Below are 17,220 nucleotides of genomic sequence, written 5' to 3' on the forward strand. Positions count from 1 at the left end.
GCGGCGGCTCTGGCCCAAGCTGTCAAGCTTGCGGCACGGTGTGGGCAATCGTAACCTCGTGACATGGCCCACGATCATGACCACGACAACGAGCTCGATCCGTTCGCGGCGCGCGTGCGCGCGCTGGAGACGATCCTGACGCAAAAGGGCCTGATCGATCCCGCGGCCATCGACGTCATCGTCGACACCTATGAGACCAAGATCGGTCCGCGCAACGGCGCGCGGGTGGTGGCAAAGGCCTGGAGCGATGCGGCTTACGCCGATTGGCTGAAGCGCGACGCGACCGCGGCGATCGGATCGCTCTCCTATACCGGTCGCCAGGGCGAGCACATGCAGGCCGTATTCAACACCGGTGAGACGCATAACCTCGTCGTCTGCACGCTCTGCTCCTGCTATCCGTGGTCGGTGCTCGGCCTGCCGCCGGTCTGGTACAAGGCGCCGCCTTACCGCTCGCGGGCGGTGATCGATCCGCGCGGCGTGCTGGAGGAGTTCGGACTGACGTTGCCGATGACCAAGAAGATCCGCGTCTGGGATTCGACGGCCGAGCTTCGCTACCTCGTGGTGCCGATGCGGCCCAAGGGCACGGAAGGCTGGAGCGAGGAACAGCTCGCTGGTCTGGTGAGCCGCGATGCGATGATCGGCACGGCGGTCGCGAAGGAACCGACATGAACGGGCCGCAGGATCTCGGCGGGCAGATGGGTTTCGGGCCGGTCGCGCCCGAGACGGACGAGCCTTATTTCCATGCGGCATGGGAGAGGCGTGCGCTCGGCGTCACGCTCACCGCAGGCGGCATGGGCGCCTGGAACATCGACGAGAGCCGGCATGCGCGGGAATCGCTGCATCCCGCCGATTATTATTCGTCGAGCTACTACCAGATCTGGATCAAGGCGCTGGAGGCACTGCTGAAGCGCCATGCCTTCGTCAGCGAGCGTGACCTTGCCGCCGGCAAGGCGGTCGATGCCGCCGCGACGCCGAAACGGGTGCTGAAGGCGGCGGACGTGCCGGCCGTGCTTGCCAAGGGCGGCCCATGCGACCGGCCGGTCGCCACGCCGGCGCGTTTCCAGGCGGGCGATCGCGTGCGTACGAAGAATTTCAATCCGACCGGACATACGCGCCTGCCGCGCTACGCGCGCGGCAAGAACGGGACGATCGAGGCCGTTCGGGACGGCTTCGTCTTCCCCGACAGCAATGCGCATGGCAAGGGCGAGAACCCGCAATGGGTCTACACGGTGGTGTTCGAGGGGCCGGAGATCTGGGGCGAGGGCGCCGATCCCACGCTCAGCGTTTCGATCGACGCCTGGGAGAGCTATCTTGAGCCGGCATGACGGCGCATTGCCTGCGGGCTTCGACGAGCCGGTCTTTGCCGAGCCGTGGCAGGCTGAAGCCTTCGCGCTGACTGTCGCGCTGCACGGAAGAGGCCTGTTTTCGTGGAGCGAGTGGGCGGAGGCCTTGTCCGCCGAGGTGAAGCAGCCGGGCGCCGCGAGCGACGGGCATGATTATTACGAGCATTGGCTGGCGGCCTTGGAGAAGCTTTTGTCGCGAAAGGGGATCGCCGGCAAGGCCGAGGTGGACGAACTCGCCGCCGCCTGGGAACGCGCCGCGCACGCCACGCCGCACGGCAAGCCGATCCTGCTGGAGAACGATCCGGGATCTGTAAGGTAAGCCAAACTCAAACAGGCTTGTTCCCTTTACGTTCTCGTTTTCGCCTGCTAGCGTGGCGGGGTTGTGGCAAATGAGGCCATCACCGGCGATACGAGTGATGGAGCGGCTGTCTTGTCTTTCGCTTGCGAATCCGGTCTCTCGCGCTGATGGAATTTTCTCCCCAACAGGACGAGGCTTTGAAAGCGGTCGGGCGCTGGCTCAAGGAGGGCCGGCCGCAGGTCTTCCGGCTGTTCGGTTATGCCGGCACCGGCAAGACGACGCTGGCGCGCTATTTCGCCGAGCACGTCGACGGGCAGGTGCAGTTCGCCGCCTTCACGGGTAAGGCGGCGCAGGTGCTGCGTTCCAAGGGCGCGACCAACGCCCGCACCATCCATTCGCTGATCTATAGGCCGAAGGGCGAGGAATCGGTCGAAGACGAGGTGACCGGCAAGACATCGATGTCGCCGACCTTTTCGCTCAACCGGCAAAGCCCGATTTCGCGCGCCAAGCTTGTCGTCATCGACGAATGCTCGATGGTCGACGAGCAGCTCGGCCGCGACCTGCAGAGCTTTGGCACACCGATCCTCGTGCTTGGCGATCCGGCCCAGCTGCCGCCGATCTCGGGCGGCGGCTTCTTCACCGAGCATGAACCTGACGTGTTGTTGACCGAGATCCACCGCCAGGCGCGCGACAATCCCATCATCCGTCTGGCGCTCGACGTGCGCGAGGGCCGCGAATTCATGCATGGCGACTACGGCACGGCGCAGGTGATCGGCAGGGAAGGCGTCAACCAGGACCTGGTGCTCAAGGCCGACCAGGTGCTGGTCGGCACCAACCGAACGCGCCGGCGCTACAATCAAAGGCTGCGCGAGTTGAAGGGATTCAACGCGGACTTCCCGCAGGCCGGCGACAAGCTGGTCTGCCTGCGCAACGATCCGGCCAAGGGGCTGCTCAATGGTTCGCTGTGGAAGGTGATGACCTCGTCGCGCGAGACGGTGAAGCCCGGCATCAACCTTCTGGTCTCGCCGGAAGAGGACGATCCCGACCGCGGCGTTGCCAAGATCAAGCTGCTCAAGGCGGCGTTCGAGGACCCGGATGCCGAGATTCCCTGGCAGCAGAAGAAGCGCTTCGACGATTTCGACTATGGCTATGCGCTGACCGTGCACAAGGCGCAGGGCTCGCAGTGGAACGATGTCGTGCTGTTCGACGAGAGCTGGGCCTTCAAGGAGACCCGGCAGCGCTGGCTCTATACCGCCATCACCCGCGCCGCCGAGCGACTGACGGTGGTGCGCTAACGCTTGCGAATGTCATTTTGGCCTTGCGCCAAGCCACTGCCAGGCGGCTTCCTCATCGTCGACATCGAAGCGCCTGAATTCGAAGGGCAGCGCCTTGGGGAAAATACCCGTGACGAGAGAAGCCCAACTCGGCTCGCCGATGGCCGCGCAGCGCACGACATGTTGCATTGCGTCGGCAACGCCCTGGCGAAGCGTGTCCTGCGAGATATTGGCCCAGTCCACGCTTTCCTCGTCGGTCAGCCTGACCAGCACGTCGATCCTCGGATGCAGCGCGTAGGCGGCCTCCAGCAGGCCGAACAGATTTTCCGCATCGGCCGGCGAGACATCGCCGACGACGTCGATGGCGAAAAGCGCGTCGCGGTTGGTTTCGATGCGGCGGATCGCCGGCACGGCTTCGAGGAAATTCAATGGCAAATCCTTGTGTTAGCCTCCATCTATCCCCTGGAACACCCGAAACCCTCTATCTGTTCCCCTTAAAGGCGTTATAGATGCCCGCCGATCCACTGGACCCAGTTCATGCCCGCCAAGCTTTCGGTCAACCTCAACGCCGTCGCCATGCTGCGCAACCGCCGCGACCTGCCATGGCCGAGCGTGACCGGACTTGGCCGCATCGCCCTAGCCGCCGGCGCCCATGGGCTGACGGTGCATCCGAGGCCCGATGAGCGGCACACCAGGCATTCCGACCTGGCGGAGATCAGGGCGCTGATCGACGACGAATTTCCTAGCGCGGAATTCAACATAGAGGGCTATCCGACCGAGGACTTCCTGGCGCTTGTCGAGAAGCATCAGCCCGAGCAGGTGACGCTGGTGCCCGACGACCCGGCGCAGGCAACCTCGGACCATGGCTGGAACTTCACCGCCCAGGCGGCGTTCCTCACACCGATCGTCAAGCGGCTGAAGAAGGGCGGGTTCCGCGTGTCGCTGTTTTCCGACGCCGATCCGGATGGGGTGAACGCGGCTCGCTATACCGGCGCCGACCGCATCGAACTCTATACCGGTCCCTATGGCGGCTTCCATTCCGATTCCGCAAAGGCGGCCAAGGAGCTGGAAAGATTGGGAAAAACCGCTGACGCCGCATTCGCGGCCGGGCTTGGCGTCAATGCCGGCCACGATCTGACCGTGAAGAACCTGCCGGCATTGGCCAAGCGTATTCCGGCATTGGCCGAAGTATCGATCGGACATGGGTTGACAGCCGATGCGCTGGAGTATGGCATGGCCGGCACGATCGGACGGTTCTTGAAGGCCTGCGGATGGTAGGGCGCCTTGCGTAGTTTCGGCAGTTTTGCTGTGTTCCGCGCGATGCGGCGACCCCGGAGCGTGGCGAATCCGGTGAAGTGGGGTTCACGGTGCTAGCCAACACCAGCGAGACGGAATCCCTCGAACGTTCGGGCCATGCCGAAACCGAGCGGCAGCACAGCACCAAGGTTCTCATGCTTGGCGCGCTCGGCGTCGTCTATGGCGATATCGGCACAAGCCCGATCTACGCCTTCCGCGAGGCGCTGCATGCTTCGTCGAGCTCGGTTGCCCGCCATGACGTGCTCGGCGTGCTGTCGCTGATCGTCTGGGCGCTCACCATCATCGTCACGATCAAATATGTCGCCTTCGTGCTCAGGGCCGACAACAAGGGCGAGGGCGGCACATTGTCGCTGATGTCGCTGGCGCGCAGCGCCTATCCGCCGGGCTCACGGCTCATCCTGGTCATCGGCCTTTGCGGCGCGGCGCTGTTCTTCGGCGATTCGATCATCACGCCGGCGATCTCCGTGCTGTCCGCGGTCGAAGGCCTGGAAGTGGTCACGCCGGCGCTCGATGCCTATGTGGTTCCGATCACGCTGGTCATCCTGGCCGTGCTTTTCTCCGTGCAGCGCTTCGGCACGGGCAAAGTGGCGGCGGTGTTCGGACCTGTGACGGCGACATGGTTCGTAGCGATCGGCGCGGCAGGCCTCTATCACATTGTCGACGATCCATCCGTCTTCCTGGCGATCAACCCGTATTACGCGATCTACTATCTGGCCACCACGCCGACAGGCGCCTTCGTCACCGTAGGCGCGGTGTTCCTGGCGGTTACCGGCGCCGAGGCGCTTTATGTCGACCTTGGTCATTTCGGCCGCAAGCCGATCGTGATGGCCTGGTTCGCAATCGTTTTCCCTTGCCTGCTGCTGAATTACTTCGGGCAAGGCGCCTTCGTGCTTTCGCATGGCGGCAAGCCGACCAACCCGTTCTTCCAGATGCTGCCCGAATGGGCGCTGATGCCGATGGTCGGCCTGGCGACGGCAGCCACGGTCATCGCCAGCCAGGCCGTCATTTCCGGCGCCTTCTCGCTGACAAGACAGGCTGTGCAGCTCAACCTTCTGCCGCGCATCGAGGTGCAGCACACCTCCGAGATGCAGAGCGGCCAGATCTATATGCCCAGGGTCAATCTCCTGGTCGCGCTCGGCGTGATGCTCCTGGTCGTCGGTTTCGGCAGCTCGAGCGCGCTTGCCTCGGCCTACGGCATTTCGGTGACGGGCGAGATGCTGATGACGACGATCCTTTTGTTCGTGGTGATGCGCTGGCTGTGGAAATGGCAGGTTGCTGCTGCTTTGGCGCTGGCAATGCTGTTCGGCGTCATCGATCTCGGCTTCTTCTCGGCCAATGTCGTCAAGATCGTCGAAGGCGGCTGGGTGTCGATCACCGTCGCCTGTCTCATGGGCCTGATCATGTGGACCTGGATCCGCGGAACCCGCTACCTTTTCGACAAGACGCGCCGCAACGAGATCCCGCTCGACTTCCTGGCGGCAAATCTGCTGAAGAAAAAACCGCAGCTGGTCTCGGGCACCGCCGTGTTCCTGACCAGCGATCCGCTGAGCGCGCCGACCGCGTTGATGCACAGCCTCAAGCATTACAAGGTGCTGCACGAAAAGAACGTCATCCTCTCGGTGGTGACGGCGCCGCAACCGGTGGTTCCGGACAGCGAGCGCGTCAAGATGGAGACGGTCAACGAACTGTTCATGCGGGTGACGCTGACCTTCGGCTACATGGAACAGCCCAACATTCCGCGGGCCCTGGCCATTTGCCGCAAGCAGGGCTGGAAGTTCGACATCATGACGACGTCGTTCTTCCTGTCGCGGCGCTCGCTGAAGGCGTCGCCCAATTCCGGCATGCCGGTCTGGCAGGACCGGCTGTTCATCAGCCTGGCGCGTTCGGCCGCGGATGCGACCGAGTATTTCCAGATTCCGACGGGGCGCGTGGTGGAGATCGGCACGCAGGTAGCGATCTGACAGCCTCGATCTACGCCGGATGAAGAAGCCCGCGCGTACCATATATTGAAAGCCCTGCGTCGGCGGCATGGGAGCCCTTACGTCGGGGCACTTGATATTGCACCGCAGCAAGCGTAGAGCACCGCGCGTTTTATCGGAGTGTCGTCCATGGCCCTTGCCAATGGTGCTGAGGCAGAACCCGTCGACCAATCGAGCCATCCCGAAATAGAGCAGCACAGCACCAAGGTGCTGATGCTGGGCGCGCTCGGCGTGGTCTATGGCGACATCGGCACCAGCCCGATCTACGCGTTTCGCGAAGCGTTGCATGCTTCCTCGGGCGGCGACGTCGCCAACCGCGCCGACATTCTGGGCGTGCTGTCGCTGATCATCTGGTCGCTCACGATTACAGTGACGATCAAGTACATCATGTTCGTGTTGCGCGCCGACAACCGCGGCGAGGGCGGCGTGCTGTCATTGATGGCGCTGGCGCGCGGTACCTTCCCGACACGCTCGGCGATCGTGCTGGGCATCGGTATCGTGGGCGCATCGCTGTTCTTCGGCGACGCGGTTATCACGCCCGCCATCTCGGTGCTGTCGGCGGTCGAGGGCATGAATGTCGTCACACCTGCTTTTCAGCCCTATGTCGTGCCGCTGACCCTTTTGATCCTTGCGATGCTGTTTGCTGTGCAACGCTTCGGCACCGGCGGCGTGGGCCTGGTGTTCGGCCCGGTTACCGCCGTCTGGTTTCTCGCGATCGGCCTGTCCGGTCTCAATCACATCATCGACGACCCGGAAATCCTGTGGGCCATAAGCCCGCATTACATCGTGGCCTTCTTCATCAATTCACCGGATGTGTCTTTCGTCACGGTCGGCGCCGTCTTCCTGGCGGTCACCGGCGCCGAGGCGCTCTACGCGGACCTCGGCCATTTCGGCCGCAAGCCGATTGTGCTGGCGTGGCTGGCGATCGTGTTCCCCTGCCTGCTTTTGAACTATGCCGGGCAGGGCGCCTTCGTGCTTGCCAAGGGCGGCACGGTCGGCCATCCGTTCTTCGAGATGAACGAGGGCTGGGCGCTGATCCCGATGGTGGTGCTGGCGGCGGCGGCGACGGTCATCGCCAGCCAGGCGGTGATCTCCGGCGCCTATTCGCTCACCCGGCAGGCCGTGCAGCTCAACATGCTGCCGCGGCTGGAAATCCTGCATACGTCGGAAAAGCAGTCCGGCCAGGTCTACATGCCGCGCGTCAACATGCTGATCGCGCTCGTCGTCATGATGCTCGTGGTCGGCTTCGGTGAATCCAGCAAGCTCGCCTCGGCCTATGGCATCTCGGTGACCGGCAACATGCTGGTGACGACGACGCTGCTGTTCATCGTCATGACGCGCATCTGGAAATGGAACATCTGGCCGGCCATCGCGCTCACCGCGGTGTTTGCCCTGATCGATATCGGCTTCTTCGCCTCCAACATCGTCAAGGTATTCGAGGGCGGCTGGGCGTCGCTCGCGGTCGCCTTCGCCATCATCCTGGGCATGTGGACCTGGGTGCGTGGCAGCCGCTATCTGTTCGACAAGACCCGCCGCAACGAGATCCCGCTCGATTTTCTGGCGGGGAACCTTCTGAAGAAGAAACCGCAACTGGTGTCCGGCACCGCGGTGTTCCTGACCAGCGATCCGCTGAGCGCGCCGACCGCGCTGATGCACAGCCTCAAGCACTACAAGGTGCTGCACGAAAAGAACGTCATCCTGTCGGTGGTGACGGCGCCGCAACCGGTGGTGCCCGACAGCGAGCGCGTGAAGCTGGAGACGGTCAACGAGCTGTTCATGCGCGTGACCTTGACCTTCGGCTACATGGAGCAGCCGAACATCCCGCGCGCGCTGGCGATCTGCCGCAAGCAAGGCTGGAAGTTCGACATCATGACGACGTCGTTCTTCCTGTCGCGGCGCTCGTTGAAGGCATCGCCCAATTCCGGCATGCCGATCTGGCAGGACCGGTTGTTCATCGGCCTGGCGAAAACGGCGGCGGACGCGACGGAGTATTTCCAGATTCCCACCGGGCGCGTGGTGGAGATTGGCACGCAGGTCGCGATCTGACAGACTGCGCCGCATAGGCTGACGTCCCGCAATTGCGGATGGAAGAAGCAGTTGCTTTCGAAAGAGGCGGGGCATGAGCGACGGGTTGGTGCTTGTGACCGGCGGGTCCGGCTTCCTTGGCGCTCATTGCATCCTATCGCTTTTGAACGCGGGCTATCGCGTGCGCACGACGGTGCGCTCGGCCAAGCGCGAAGCCGATGTTCTTGCCATGCTGAAGGTCGGCGGCGCCGAGCCGGGCGACGCGCTTTCCTTCGCTTATGCCGATCTCATGAGCGACAAGGGCTGGCCCGAAGCGGTTGCCGGATGCCGATATGTCCTGCACGTCGCTTCGCCCTTTCCGCCCGGCGTGCCGAAACACGAGGACGACCTGATCGTTCCGGCCAGGGAAGGGGCGTTGCGCGTGCTGCGCGCCGCCCGCGATGCCGGCGTCGAACGGGTCGTGCTCACCTCGTCCTTTGCCGCCATCGGCTATGGCCAGGTACCGGTTCCCGGCCGTCCGTTCACGGAAGAGAACTGGACCGATCTGTCGCAGAAGGTGAGCGCCTACGTGAAATCGAAAACGCTGGCCGAGCGTGCGGCCTGGGATTTCATCGATCGCGAAAGCGGCGCCTTGGAATTGGCGGTCGTCAATCCGGTCGGCATCTTCGGGCCGGTCCTGGGGCCGGATCATTCGACCTCGACGGACTTCATCAGGCGTCTGATGGATGGCGAGATGCCCGGCCTGCCGCGCATGGTGTTCGGCGTGGTCGACGTGCGCGACGTCGCCGACCTGCATCTGCGCGCCATGACCAACCGCGCCGCCAGGGGCGAGCGGTTCCTGGCCATCAGCGGCGACTTCATGACGATGCTCGAGATCGCGCGGACGCTGAAGGCGCGGCTTGGCAACGCAGGATCGCGTATTACGACGAGGGAGCTGCCGGACTGGCTGGTCCGGATCGTCGGCCTGTTCGACGGGCAAGCGGCCCAGATCGTGACGGAACTGGGCAAGCCGAGAAACGTGACGAGCGCCAAAGCCGTGCGCCTGCTCGGCTGGACGCCGCGATCACGCGAAGACGCGCTTGTGGCGACCAGCGAGAGCCTGATCCGGCTCGGATTGCTCAAGAAAACGAAGTGAGGCGCGCCGGGGGACGGCTTCCCCAGGCGCGCCAGACTTCAGCCGAGCAGGGCAGCCTTGTTCGTCTCGAGGAACTGCTTCAGCGTCCGCGGCTTGCGGCCAGATAGTTTTTCGACGGCATCGGTCACCTCTGCAATGCGGCCGGCGCGGGTGTTGGCGTCGAAGGAGACGATGATGCGGGCGAAATCTTCGGGAACGCCGGCTGCTTTCACCCCTTCGGTCAGCGCCTCGTCCGGCAGTTGGATGACTTCCAGCGGCTTGCCGGTGACTTCGCTCACCAGAGCGGCGATCTCGCCCACGGTATGGGCCTGCGGACCGGTCAGCGTGTAGATCCTGCTCTCTTTCGTGCCGGAAGCAAGGCCGGCGGCAATGGCGGCCGCCATGTCGTCGCGCGCGCCGTGGGCGATGCGTCCGTCGGCGGCCGACGTGTACCACTTGCCCGACGAAATGGCATGCGGAAGCGACATGAACAGGTTCTCCTGGTACCAGCCGTTGCGGAAGATGGTGTAGGGGATGCCGCTCGCCTTGATCGCCTGCTCGGTGCCGTAGTGGTCGCCGGCGAACAGCACCGGCGAGCCGGGCTCCGGATTGGGCATCGAGGTGTAGAGCAGATGCGAAACGCCTGCCGCCTTGGCCGCTGCGACCGCGGTCTCATGCTGCTTCAGGCGCCGGCCGGTTTTGAGGTCAAGGTCGCCGGTCGAGATGATCAGCACCTTGTCGGCGCCGCTGAATGCCTTCTCGAGCGAGGCCTTGTCGTTGAAATCGGCGGCCCTGACGGTAACGCCGCGCGCCGCGAGATCCGCGAGGTTTTCGGGATTGCGCGTGGCGGCGATGATGCTTTCCGGCGCAATTTTCTGCGCTTCCAGCAAGTGATCGATGACGGCGCGGCCAAGCTGGCCGGAGGCACCGGTGACGAGGAGTGTTTCGGTCATGGGAGGTTCCTGAATTGCGCCGATTGGCGGGTGCTGACGTAGTCTCAAAAAGAGAGCAGCACTAAAATAGGAATTGACCTCAAGCCGTAAAGAAGGCAGTTTTTCGGGAGGTAGGCATGGCGAGGGAACCACCCCGGCCGGCCGAAATTCGATCAGCGGATGTCGCGATGGACAGCAAGATCTTCAATCTCAAAGCCAAGCTCGAGATCTATAAGGCCATGACGAACGGCGCCAATTTCGCCGATTGTCCGGTCCGCGACGTGATCCAGGGCATCAGTGGCAAATGGAGCTCGCTGCTGGTCATGGCGCTGGCCGAGAAGCCTTATCGGTTCGGCGAATTGCGACGGCTGGTTCCCGACATCTCACAGCGCATGCTGACACAAACGCTCCACGACCTGCAGCGCGATGGCTATGTTCATCGCGAAGTGTTTCCGACCAAGCCGCCGAGCGTGGAATACAGCTTGACCGATCTTGGGCGCTCGATGTTCGCACCCCTGCAGATGCTGATCCAGTGGGCCGAGCTCAACCATGAGGCCGTGCGCGAGGCACGCGCCGCCTTCGACGCAGCCCAACCCTGACGGGCGTCAAAGCGCCAACTTGATTTGACCGCTGTGTTGGGGGATTGTCGCGCCGGCTTGGCTTGGGCGGGCGATGAGCAGATCTTACGACATAGCGATTGCCGGCGCCGGGCCGGCCGGACTGGCCGCGGCGCTCTATCTCAACCGGGCAGGGCACAAAGTCACCATTTTCGAGCGTTTCGACGCGCCGAAGCCCCTCGGGTCCGGCCTCATCCTGCAGCCGACCGGGTTGACCGTGCTCGCCGATCTCGGCCTGCTCGCCGAGATTCTTTCGCTTGGCAGCCGGATCGAGCGGTTGCACGGCACTGACGCCGGCAGCGGACGCACCGTGCTCGAAGTCCGCTACGACGCGCGGCGCGGCCGCCGCTTCGGCCTCGCGGTGCACCGGGCGGCGCTGTTCGGCGTGCTCTACCGCGCTGCCTTGCGCGAAGCGATCGCGATCGAAACCAATGTCGAGGTCGAGATGCTGGAGGCGGCCGAGCGCGCGACGCTCGTCTGCGGCAACGGCAGGCGGCTCGGCCCATTCGACCTCATCGTCGATGCCAGCGGCGCGCGCTCGAAGCTGCGGCATTATCTTGGCGATGCCGCGATGCCGCGGCCGCTCGCCTATGGGGCATTCTGGGCGTCGCTCGGCTGGCGCGACGGCTTCGACGAACGCGCGCTGCTGCAGCGCTACGACAAGGCAAGCGTCATGGTCGGCGTGCTGCCGATCGGCCGGCCGGAGCCCGGCGCGGAAGACATGGCGGCGTTCTTCTGGAGCCTCAAGCCGGCCGACGCCGAACAGGTGAAGGCGAAGGGGCTCGACGCCTGGAAGGCGAGGGTGGTTTCGGTATGGCCTGAGTGCGAGGTTTTCACCAGTCAGATCGACAGTTTCGAGCAGCTCTCGCTCGCCCGCTATTGCCACCACACGATGACGCTGCCGGCCGGCCGACGGCTTGCCGTCATCGGCGACGCCGCGCACTCGACCAGTCCGCAACTCGGGCAAGGCGCGAACATGGCGCTGCTCGACGCGGCCGCGCTCAGCCATGCGCTGGCGCGGACGAACGGCATCGACGGCGCGCTGGAGGCCTATGCGAGCGCGCGCCGTTGGCATGTGCGCGTCTTCCAGGCGCTGTCGCTGTCGCTGACGCCGTTCTACCAATCGGATTCCGCAGCCTTGCCCTTTGTCCGCGACCGCATGGTGGCGGCGCTTGCGAGGATTCCGCCGGGGCCGCAATTCCTCGCCGCCATGGTCGCCGGCACGGTGATCGACCCGTTCAGGCGGATCGGGCTTGCGGAGTTGCAATGGCCTGCCGCTGGATGATCCCGGACAGATAAGATTGCTTTGCCAGAAGGAAGGCATGCAGCCGCCGCGGATAGTCCGGGCCGACGGCTTCTTTAGCCGACCGGCGTTCGCTCAAGGCCTCGCGCCAGGCCTGGACGAGCGATTTGCCGTCAAGAATGCCGAAATCGCCGATGCGGTCGAACGTGTCGAAATAGCGGAAGACCGGCCCGTAAACGGCATCGACCAGCGAGAATCGATCGCCGGCGAACCACGGACCGCTTTGCCTTGCAGACAATTCTGCTTCCAGACGTGCAAACATCCCGGACAAGCGTCTGCTTTCATCGAGGAAAGCAGCTTCGTCGGCAGCGGAATAGAAACGGCCTATGGCGTTGAGGATGGCCGAGCCGAATTCGATCCAGGCGCGATGCTTGGCCCGCGCCAGCGGATCGGCCGGGTGTAAGGGATTGGCCTCTGTCTCCTCGAGGAATTCGAGGATGACGGCGGATTCGAAAATCACATCCTGCGCATTGCCGTGCCGGACGCGCAGCAGCGGCACCTTGCCAAGCGGCGAGATCGCCTTGAACCAGTCGGGTTTGTTGGAGAGGTCGACATAGACCCGCTCGAACGGCACGCCTTTTTCGGCAAGCGCAATCGCCGCGCGCTGGACGTAGGGGCACAAGTGATGGCTGACGAGAGTGAGCCTTGCGGTCATCTCACTCTCCCCAGACATAGTTCAGCGCGCCATCCTCGACGCGGGTCGACAGGAACATCAGGCGCGAGCCCTTCGGCGCCGGGCCTTTCAGGCGCTCGCCGTTTTCCATGTCGAATTTCGCGCCATGCCACTGGCAGACGAAAGCGCCGTCCTTGCAGTCCAGCGGTCCGCCGAAATGCAGGCAAGCATTGGCCGCGGCGCGGATGCGCTCGCCGCTGCGCCAGACATGGACCTCGCGGCCGAAGAAAGGCGCGATCAGGCTGCCGGTTTGGGGAATGTCGGCGATCTTGCAGATTTCATGTCTCATCGGTTCTCTCTATATAAATGCATTTGCATCTATATAGATGCGTTTGCATCGATCGTCAAGCTTGATGCAATTGCATCTATCGCTTAAGCTGGACCGATGACGAAAACATCACCATCACCCGAAGCCGTCATCGCCTGGGCGCGCCTGATGCGCGTCTCGCGCCAACTGGTCGAAAGGACCGAGGGTGCACTGAAAGCCGGCGGGCTGCCGCCGCTCGCCTGGTACGACGTGCTGCACGAGCTTGCCGAAGCGGGCGAGGGTGGGCTCAGGCCGTTCGAACTGATCGATCGCGTTCTCTTGGCACAGTACGGCGTTTCAAGACTGCTGGCCCGGCTCGAGGCGGATGGTCTGGTCGAAAAGCTGCCCGTCTCAGACGACGGCCGGGGCCAGACCGTACGCATCACGCCAAGCGGTCGGGACATGCGCCGCCGCATCTGGACCGTCTATGGCGCTTCGATCGCGGAACTCATGGGCGACAGGCTTTCCGCCAAGGAGTTGGGGATGCTTGCCGGGTTGCTCGGGCGGCTGCGCGATCCGCCGGTCGCGGACTGAAATCCATGAGCCGACGAGCTTTCAGGGCAGGCGCAAGGCCCATAGAAATGCGATCGTCGCCAGCGCGCCCAGCGCGACACGGACCAGATGCATCCCGCCCCACCTGACGATCAATGACCTCGCCTGAGAATTGGGGGCCTCGACATCCATCGCCTCCAGCATCCGGTTCGTCGGCATCATCACCAGCAGCGTCCATGGCCAAGGCAGAATGATGAACAGCGCACCGGCAAGATAGGCTGACGCGCCGGTCAGCCACCAGGCGATCAGGCCGAGAATGCAGGCTACCATGGCAATAGAGGCCTGCATGGCGGCCCCGCGCTTATAAGAGGGCTGCCATTCGCGCAGCAGCGCCTGGTCATCGAGGCCAAGCCGCGCCGGCTGCTCCGCGACGCTGACATAGACAGCGGCGCCGGTGAAGGCGGCGGCTACGGCCAGGGCGAGCAGACCGACCAGCATCTTATCCCTCCGGCAAGGAAATGGAAAATAGGGCTTGCATGACTTCGGGCAATACGGCATAGAAACCGAACCGTAACGTACGGTACGCATCGGTCTTGTCGACGTATTCGAGGGCAAACGTGTTGCACAGCGTGCAGGATATCGACAACAGCGAAGCGCTCACCGAGCGCCAGCAGGCCGTTCTGGAGGCGGCACTTCGCCTTTTGGTCGAAGAGGGCGACAACCTGACCATGACGGCGGTGGCGCGGCGGGCAAGCTGTTCCAAGGAAACGCTCTACAAATGGTTCGGCGATCGCGATGGACTGCTCAACGCCACGGTGCAATGGCAGGCGTCCAAGGTGCGTGTCGCGGCCGTCGACCGTGAGAGACTGGATATCGGTTCGCTCACGGCGAGCCTGGAGCGCTTCGCTTCAGATTGGCTGAAGGTTATCTCCAGCGACACTTCGATCGCGCTGAACCGTGTGGCAGTCAGCCATGCCGGTTCCGGCAAGGACGATCTCGGCGCGATCGTGCTGCAGAATGGCCGCTTCGCTCTTGCCAAGCGCCTGAAGCCGGTGCTTGAAGCCGGTCTGCAGGCCGGGCTGCTCGATTTCGAGGACGCCGAGACGGCGTTCAGAACCTTTTTCGGTCTGGTCGGCCGCGACGTGCAGATACGTCTGCTGCTCGGCGACCGGGTGGAATTGACTGGGGCGACGATCGGCGGCGATGCCGCGCGCGCGACGCAACAGTTTCTCGCTCTCTTCGGAGCAAAAACCGGGCCACTGGCCCTCTGATCTTCAAAACGGGAAGGAACACCAAATGCGTGTCTATTACGATCGTGACGCCGATCTCAATCTGATCAAGGGCAAGAAGGTCGCCATTATCGGCTATGGCAGCCAGGGCCGGGCGCATGCGCTCAACCTCAAGGATTCCGGCGTCAAGGAAATCGCCATTGGTCTCAAGGCCGGCTCGGCGACCGCCAAGAAAGTCGAGGCCGACGGGCTCAAGGTGATGAGCGTGGCGGACGCCGCCAAGTGGGCCGACCTGATGATGATGGCGACGCCCGACGAATTGCAGGCCGACATCTACAAATCGGAGATCGCTCCGAACATCCGCGACGGTGCGGCGATCGCCTTCGCGCATGGCCTCAACGTGCATTTCGGCCTGATCGAGCCGAAGGCCTCGGTCGACGTCGTCATGATCGCGCCGAAGGGCCCGGGCCACACCGTGCGCGGCGAATACCAGAAGGGCGGCGGCGTGCCGTGCCTGGTCGCCGTCAACCAGGACGCTTCGGGCAACGCGCTCGATCTGGCACTATCCTACGCCTGCGGCGTCGGCGGCGGCCGTTCCGGCATCATCGAGACCAATTTCCGCGAGGAATGCGAGACCGATCTGTTCGGCGAGCAGGTGGTGCTGTGCGGCGGTCTGGTCGAGCTGATCCGTGCCGGTTTCGAGACGCTGGTGGAAGCCGGCTACGCGCCGGAAATGGCCTATTTCGAGTGCCTGCACGAGGTGAAGCTGATCGTCGACCTGATCTATGAAGGCGGCATCGCCAACATGAACTACTCGATCTCGAACACCGCCGAATGGGGTGAATATGTCTCAGGCCCGCGCATCATCACCGCCGAGACCAAGGCCGAGATGAAGCGCGTGCTGAAGGACATCCAGACCGGCAAGTTCACCTCGGAATGGATGCAGGAATACCGCGCCGGCATGTCGCGCTTCAAGGGCATCCGCCGCAACAACGACAGCCACCAGATCGAGGAAGTCGGCGCCAAGCTGCGCGCGATGATGCCGTGGATTTCCAAGAACAAGCTGGTCGACAAGGCCAAGAACTAAGAAGCCTGCGCCAATTCCACCCTGCCGGCTATCGGTAGGTTGCTGCAGCTTCAAGCCGGCGGAGAAATCCGCCGGCTTTTTATTCCGCGAAGTGGACGCGATTTCAGCCGTAGTGCCAGTGCGGCTTGGGCTCGGTGTCGGTGAACTCGACGCCGATGCGATCCTCGCGGCGCCAGCGCACCACTGCCTTGTAGCCGATGCCGTTGACCGGCACATAAAGCAGGAATTCGTCCGGCACGCGCGCATCGATGGGCACTTTCAGCTCGGCGCCGTTCGCATGCATGTTGCGCACCGTGCATCTCACCTCGGAATTGTTGATGCCAGTCAGGATCGCCGCGCCTTTCAGCACGCGGTGCCTGTGTTGGTTTCTGTGTTCGTTTTCGGCCATGGCGGGCACGTCCTGCAACCTGGTCCTGCGAGTCGTCGTGTTGGGGGAGATCGGCATGAATGGATAGAAGCCGCCAATGAATTTAGCGTTATCGCCCGTCGTAGCCACCCGTCGTAGCCACAGGTTGCGGCAAAATAAAACGGCGCCCGCGATGGGCGCCGTTTCATCATTCCTGCCGACGAGCTCAGATATAGGGCGAGATGCACTGCCGGCGCGGACCGTAGTTGGGCCGGAACGTATTGTCCCAGGCCCGATAGGACCGGTAGCGGTCGTAGCACCAGCGGACGTGCGCGCTGGACAGCCGCCCGGTCCGGTAAATGCGCCGCGGCTGAGCGTAACGCGGATAGGGATCGTAATAGTAGGGATCGTAGTAGTTGCCATAGGCCATGCTGCCCAAGCCCAGGCCGAGGCCCAGCCCAAGGATCGCCGCGTCGCCGCCGCGGAAGTGCCGGCGGTGGTGGTGCCGCCAGCGCCAATCGCCGCCGCCATTCCACCTGCCGCCATCCCAGTTCCGCGAGAAATGTCGATTGCCGCCGCGCCACCTGAAGTCGCCGCCGCGGTTACGCCAACGCCAATCCTGGAAGCTGCCGCCGTTGTTGTTGCCGGCCCAGCCGTCGCGCACGGGAATGATGTTTGGCGCGGCGGTGTTCGTCGCGACGCCGAGATCGGGTTGCAGGATCGGTCCGGCGACCGATGGCGCCGTCACGCCGGTAACGAGGCCCAGGACCAGAAGCCCGGATCTCAGGGAAGAAAAAAGCGGTTTCATTTCACTCTCCAAGGAGTAAAGGCCCCACGCCCAGCACACCCCGGGGAAAGGCCTATTGTTGGAACTTTCCGTCTGA

General features: G+C 63.7%; 20 protein-coding genes. 13 read left to right on the forward strand and 7 right to left on the reverse strand.

Annotated elements, in window-relative coordinates; all coding sequences use genetic code 11:
• The first annotated feature begins 63 nt into the window (after positions 1-63).
• From nthA to FJ414_RS10495, 4 genes are all read left to right on the forward strand, one after another.
• Positions 64-669 (forward strand): nitrile hydratase subunit alpha, encoded by a 606-nt coding sequence (gene nthA / locus FJ414_RS10480; RefSeq protein ID WP_140644226.1) that lies wholly within the window; start codon positions 64-66, stop codon positions 667-669.
• Entirely contained in the window at positions 666-1,325 is a 660-nt protein-coding gene (nthB, locus tag FJ414_RS10485; protein ID WP_140644228.1) for a nitrile hydratase subunit beta, read from the forward strand. Before nthA ends, nthB begins: the two co-directional genes overlap by 4 nt.
• Positions 1,312-1,662: a nitrile hydratase accessory protein gene (locus FJ414_RS10490; protein WP_140644230.1), complete on the forward strand. Its 351-nt coding sequence runs from the start codon at positions 1,312-1,314 to the stop codon at positions 1,660-1,662. Before nthB ends, FJ414_RS10490 begins: the two co-directional genes overlap by 14 nt.
• A gap of 146 nt (positions 1,663-1,808) precedes the next feature.
• Positions 1,809-2,936 (forward strand): ATP-dependent RecD-like DNA helicase, encoded by a 1,128-nt coding sequence (locus FJ414_RS10495; RefSeq protein WP_140644232.1) that lies wholly within the window; start codon positions 1,809-1,811, stop codon positions 2,934-2,936.
• A gap of 12 nt (positions 2,937-2,948) precedes the next feature.
• On the opposite strand, the gene FJ414_RS10500 is transcribed toward FJ414_RS10495, so the two are convergent.
• Entirely contained in the window at positions 2,949-3,344 is a 396-nt protein-coding gene (locus FJ414_RS10500; protein WP_140644234.1) for an STAS/SEC14 domain-containing protein, read from the reverse strand.
• A 108-nt stretch (positions 3,345-3,452) separates the two neighbouring features.
• Between FJ414_RS10500 and FJ414_RS10505 the strand changes: the two genes are divergently transcribed.
• The 4 genes from FJ414_RS10505 to FJ414_RS10520 all read left to right on the forward strand — a co-directional run bounded on the left by FJ414_RS10505 (position 3,453) and on the right by FJ414_RS10520 (position 9,371).
• Complete coding sequence (locus FJ414_RS10505; RefSeq protein ID WP_140644236.1) at positions 3,453-4,193, forward strand: pyridoxine 5'-phosphate synthase; 741 nt, start codon at positions 3,453-3,455, stop codon at positions 4,191-4,193.
• 173 nt (positions 4,194-4,366) lie between these two features.
• Complete coding sequence (locus tag FJ414_RS10510) at positions 4,367-6,193, forward strand: potassium transporter Kup (protein ID WP_246672361.1); 1,827 nt, start codon at positions 4,367-4,369, stop codon at positions 6,191-6,193.
• Positions 6,194-6,340: 147 nt separating this feature from the next.
• Positions 6,341-8,257 (forward strand): potassium transporter Kup, encoded by a 1,917-nt coding sequence (locus tag FJ414_RS10515; RefSeq protein WP_140644240.1) that lies wholly within the window; start codon positions 6,341-6,343, stop codon positions 8,255-8,257.
• A 73-nt stretch (positions 8,258-8,330) separates the two neighbouring features.
• Entirely contained in the window at positions 8,331-9,371 is a 1,041-nt protein-coding gene (locus tag FJ414_RS10520; protein WP_140644242.1) for an aldehyde reductase, read from the forward strand.
• A 38-nt stretch (positions 9,372-9,409) separates the two neighbouring features.
• On the opposite strand, the gene FJ414_RS10525 is transcribed toward FJ414_RS10520, so the two are convergent.
• A complete protein-coding gene (locus FJ414_RS10525) occupies positions 9,410-10,303 on the reverse strand; it encodes an SDR family oxidoreductase (RefSeq protein WP_140644244.1) in 894 nt (297 codons plus the stop codon).
• 167 nt (positions 10,304-10,470) lie between these two features.
• Here FJ414_RS10525 and FJ414_RS10530 point away from each other — a divergent pair, with 167 nt between their 5' ends.
• Together FJ414_RS10530 and FJ414_RS10535 are read left to right on the forward strand one after the other, a co-directional pair.
• Positions 10,471-10,881 carry a helix-turn-helix domain-containing protein gene (locus tag FJ414_RS10530; protein ID WP_140644246.1) on the forward strand — a complete coding sequence of 137 codons (411 nt, stop codon included), beginning with the start codon at positions 10,471-10,473 and terminating at the stop codon, positions 10,879-10,881.
• A 73-nt stretch (positions 10,882-10,954) separates the two neighbouring features.
• Entirely contained in the window at positions 10,955-12,184 is a 1,230-nt protein-coding gene (locus FJ414_RS10535; protein ID WP_140644248.1) for an NAD(P)/FAD-dependent oxidoreductase, read from the forward strand.
• Here FJ414_RS10535 and FJ414_RS10540 read toward each other — a convergent pair.
• On the reverse strand, positions 12,138-12,857 hold the full coding sequence (locus FJ414_RS10540; RefSeq protein ID WP_181181585.1) for a glutathione S-transferase family protein: 720 nt from the start codon (positions 12,855-12,857) through the stop codon (positions 12,138-12,140). The two genes, FJ414_RS10535 and FJ414_RS10540, sit on opposite strands and share 47 nt — an antisense overlap.
• A gap of 1 nt (position 12,858) precedes the next feature.
• Positions 12,859-13,164, reverse strand: coding sequence for a Rieske (2Fe-2S) protein (locus FJ414_RS10545; protein WP_140644252.1), 306 nt, complete (start codon positions 13,162-13,164; stop codon positions 12,859-12,861).
• A 96-nt stretch (positions 13,165-13,260) separates the two neighbouring features.
• Here FJ414_RS10545 and FJ414_RS10550 point away from each other — a divergent pair, with 96 nt between their 5' ends.
• Positions 13,261-13,716, forward strand: coding sequence for a MarR family winged helix-turn-helix transcriptional regulator (locus FJ414_RS10550; protein WP_140644254.1), 456 nt, complete (start codon positions 13,261-13,263; stop codon positions 13,714-13,716).
• Positions 13,717-13,737: 21 nt separating this feature from the next.
• Here FJ414_RS10550 and FJ414_RS10555 read toward each other — a convergent pair whose 3' ends face one another.
• Positions 13,738-14,169, reverse strand: a complete 432-nt coding sequence (locus tag FJ414_RS10555) for a DUF1772 domain-containing protein (RefSeq protein ID WP_181181586.1) — start codon at positions 14,167-14,169, stop codon at positions 13,738-13,740.
• A 122-nt stretch (positions 14,170-14,291) separates the two neighbouring features.
• Between FJ414_RS10555 and FJ414_RS10560 the strand changes: the two genes are divergently transcribed.
• Both FJ414_RS10560 and ilvC read left to right on the forward strand, forming a co-directional pair.
• The gene (locus FJ414_RS10560) at positions 14,292-14,945 is read left to right on the forward strand and encodes a TetR/AcrR family transcriptional regulator (RefSeq protein ID WP_140644258.1); all 654 of its coding nucleotides are present in this window, start codon (positions 14,292-14,294) and stop codon (positions 14,943-14,945) included.
• Positions 14,946-14,970: 25 nt separating this feature from the next.
• Positions 14,971-15,990 (forward strand): ketol-acid reductoisomerase, encoded by a 1,020-nt coding sequence (gene ilvC, locus FJ414_RS10565; protein ID WP_140644260.1) that lies wholly within the window; start codon positions 14,971-14,973, stop codon positions 15,988-15,990.
• 103 nt (positions 15,991-16,093) lie between these two features.
• Here the strand turns inward: ilvC and FJ414_RS10570 are convergent, their stop codons facing one another.
• Entirely contained in the window at positions 16,094-16,378 is a 285-nt protein-coding gene (locus tag FJ414_RS10570) for a PilZ domain-containing protein (protein WP_140644262.1), read from the reverse strand.
• Between the two features lie 184 nt (positions 16,379-16,562).
• Complete coding sequence (locus FJ414_RS10575; protein WP_140644264.1) at positions 16,563-17,144, reverse strand: BA14K family protein; 582 nt, start codon at positions 17,142-17,144, stop codon at positions 16,563-16,565.
• Between the last annotated feature and the right edge of the window lie 76 nt (positions 17,145-17,220).

Source organism: Mesorhizobium sp. B3-1-6 (genome assembly GCF_006439555.1).
Taxonomy (GTDB): Bacteria; Pseudomonadota; Alphaproteobacteria; order Rhizobiales; family Rhizobiaceae; genus Mesorhizobium.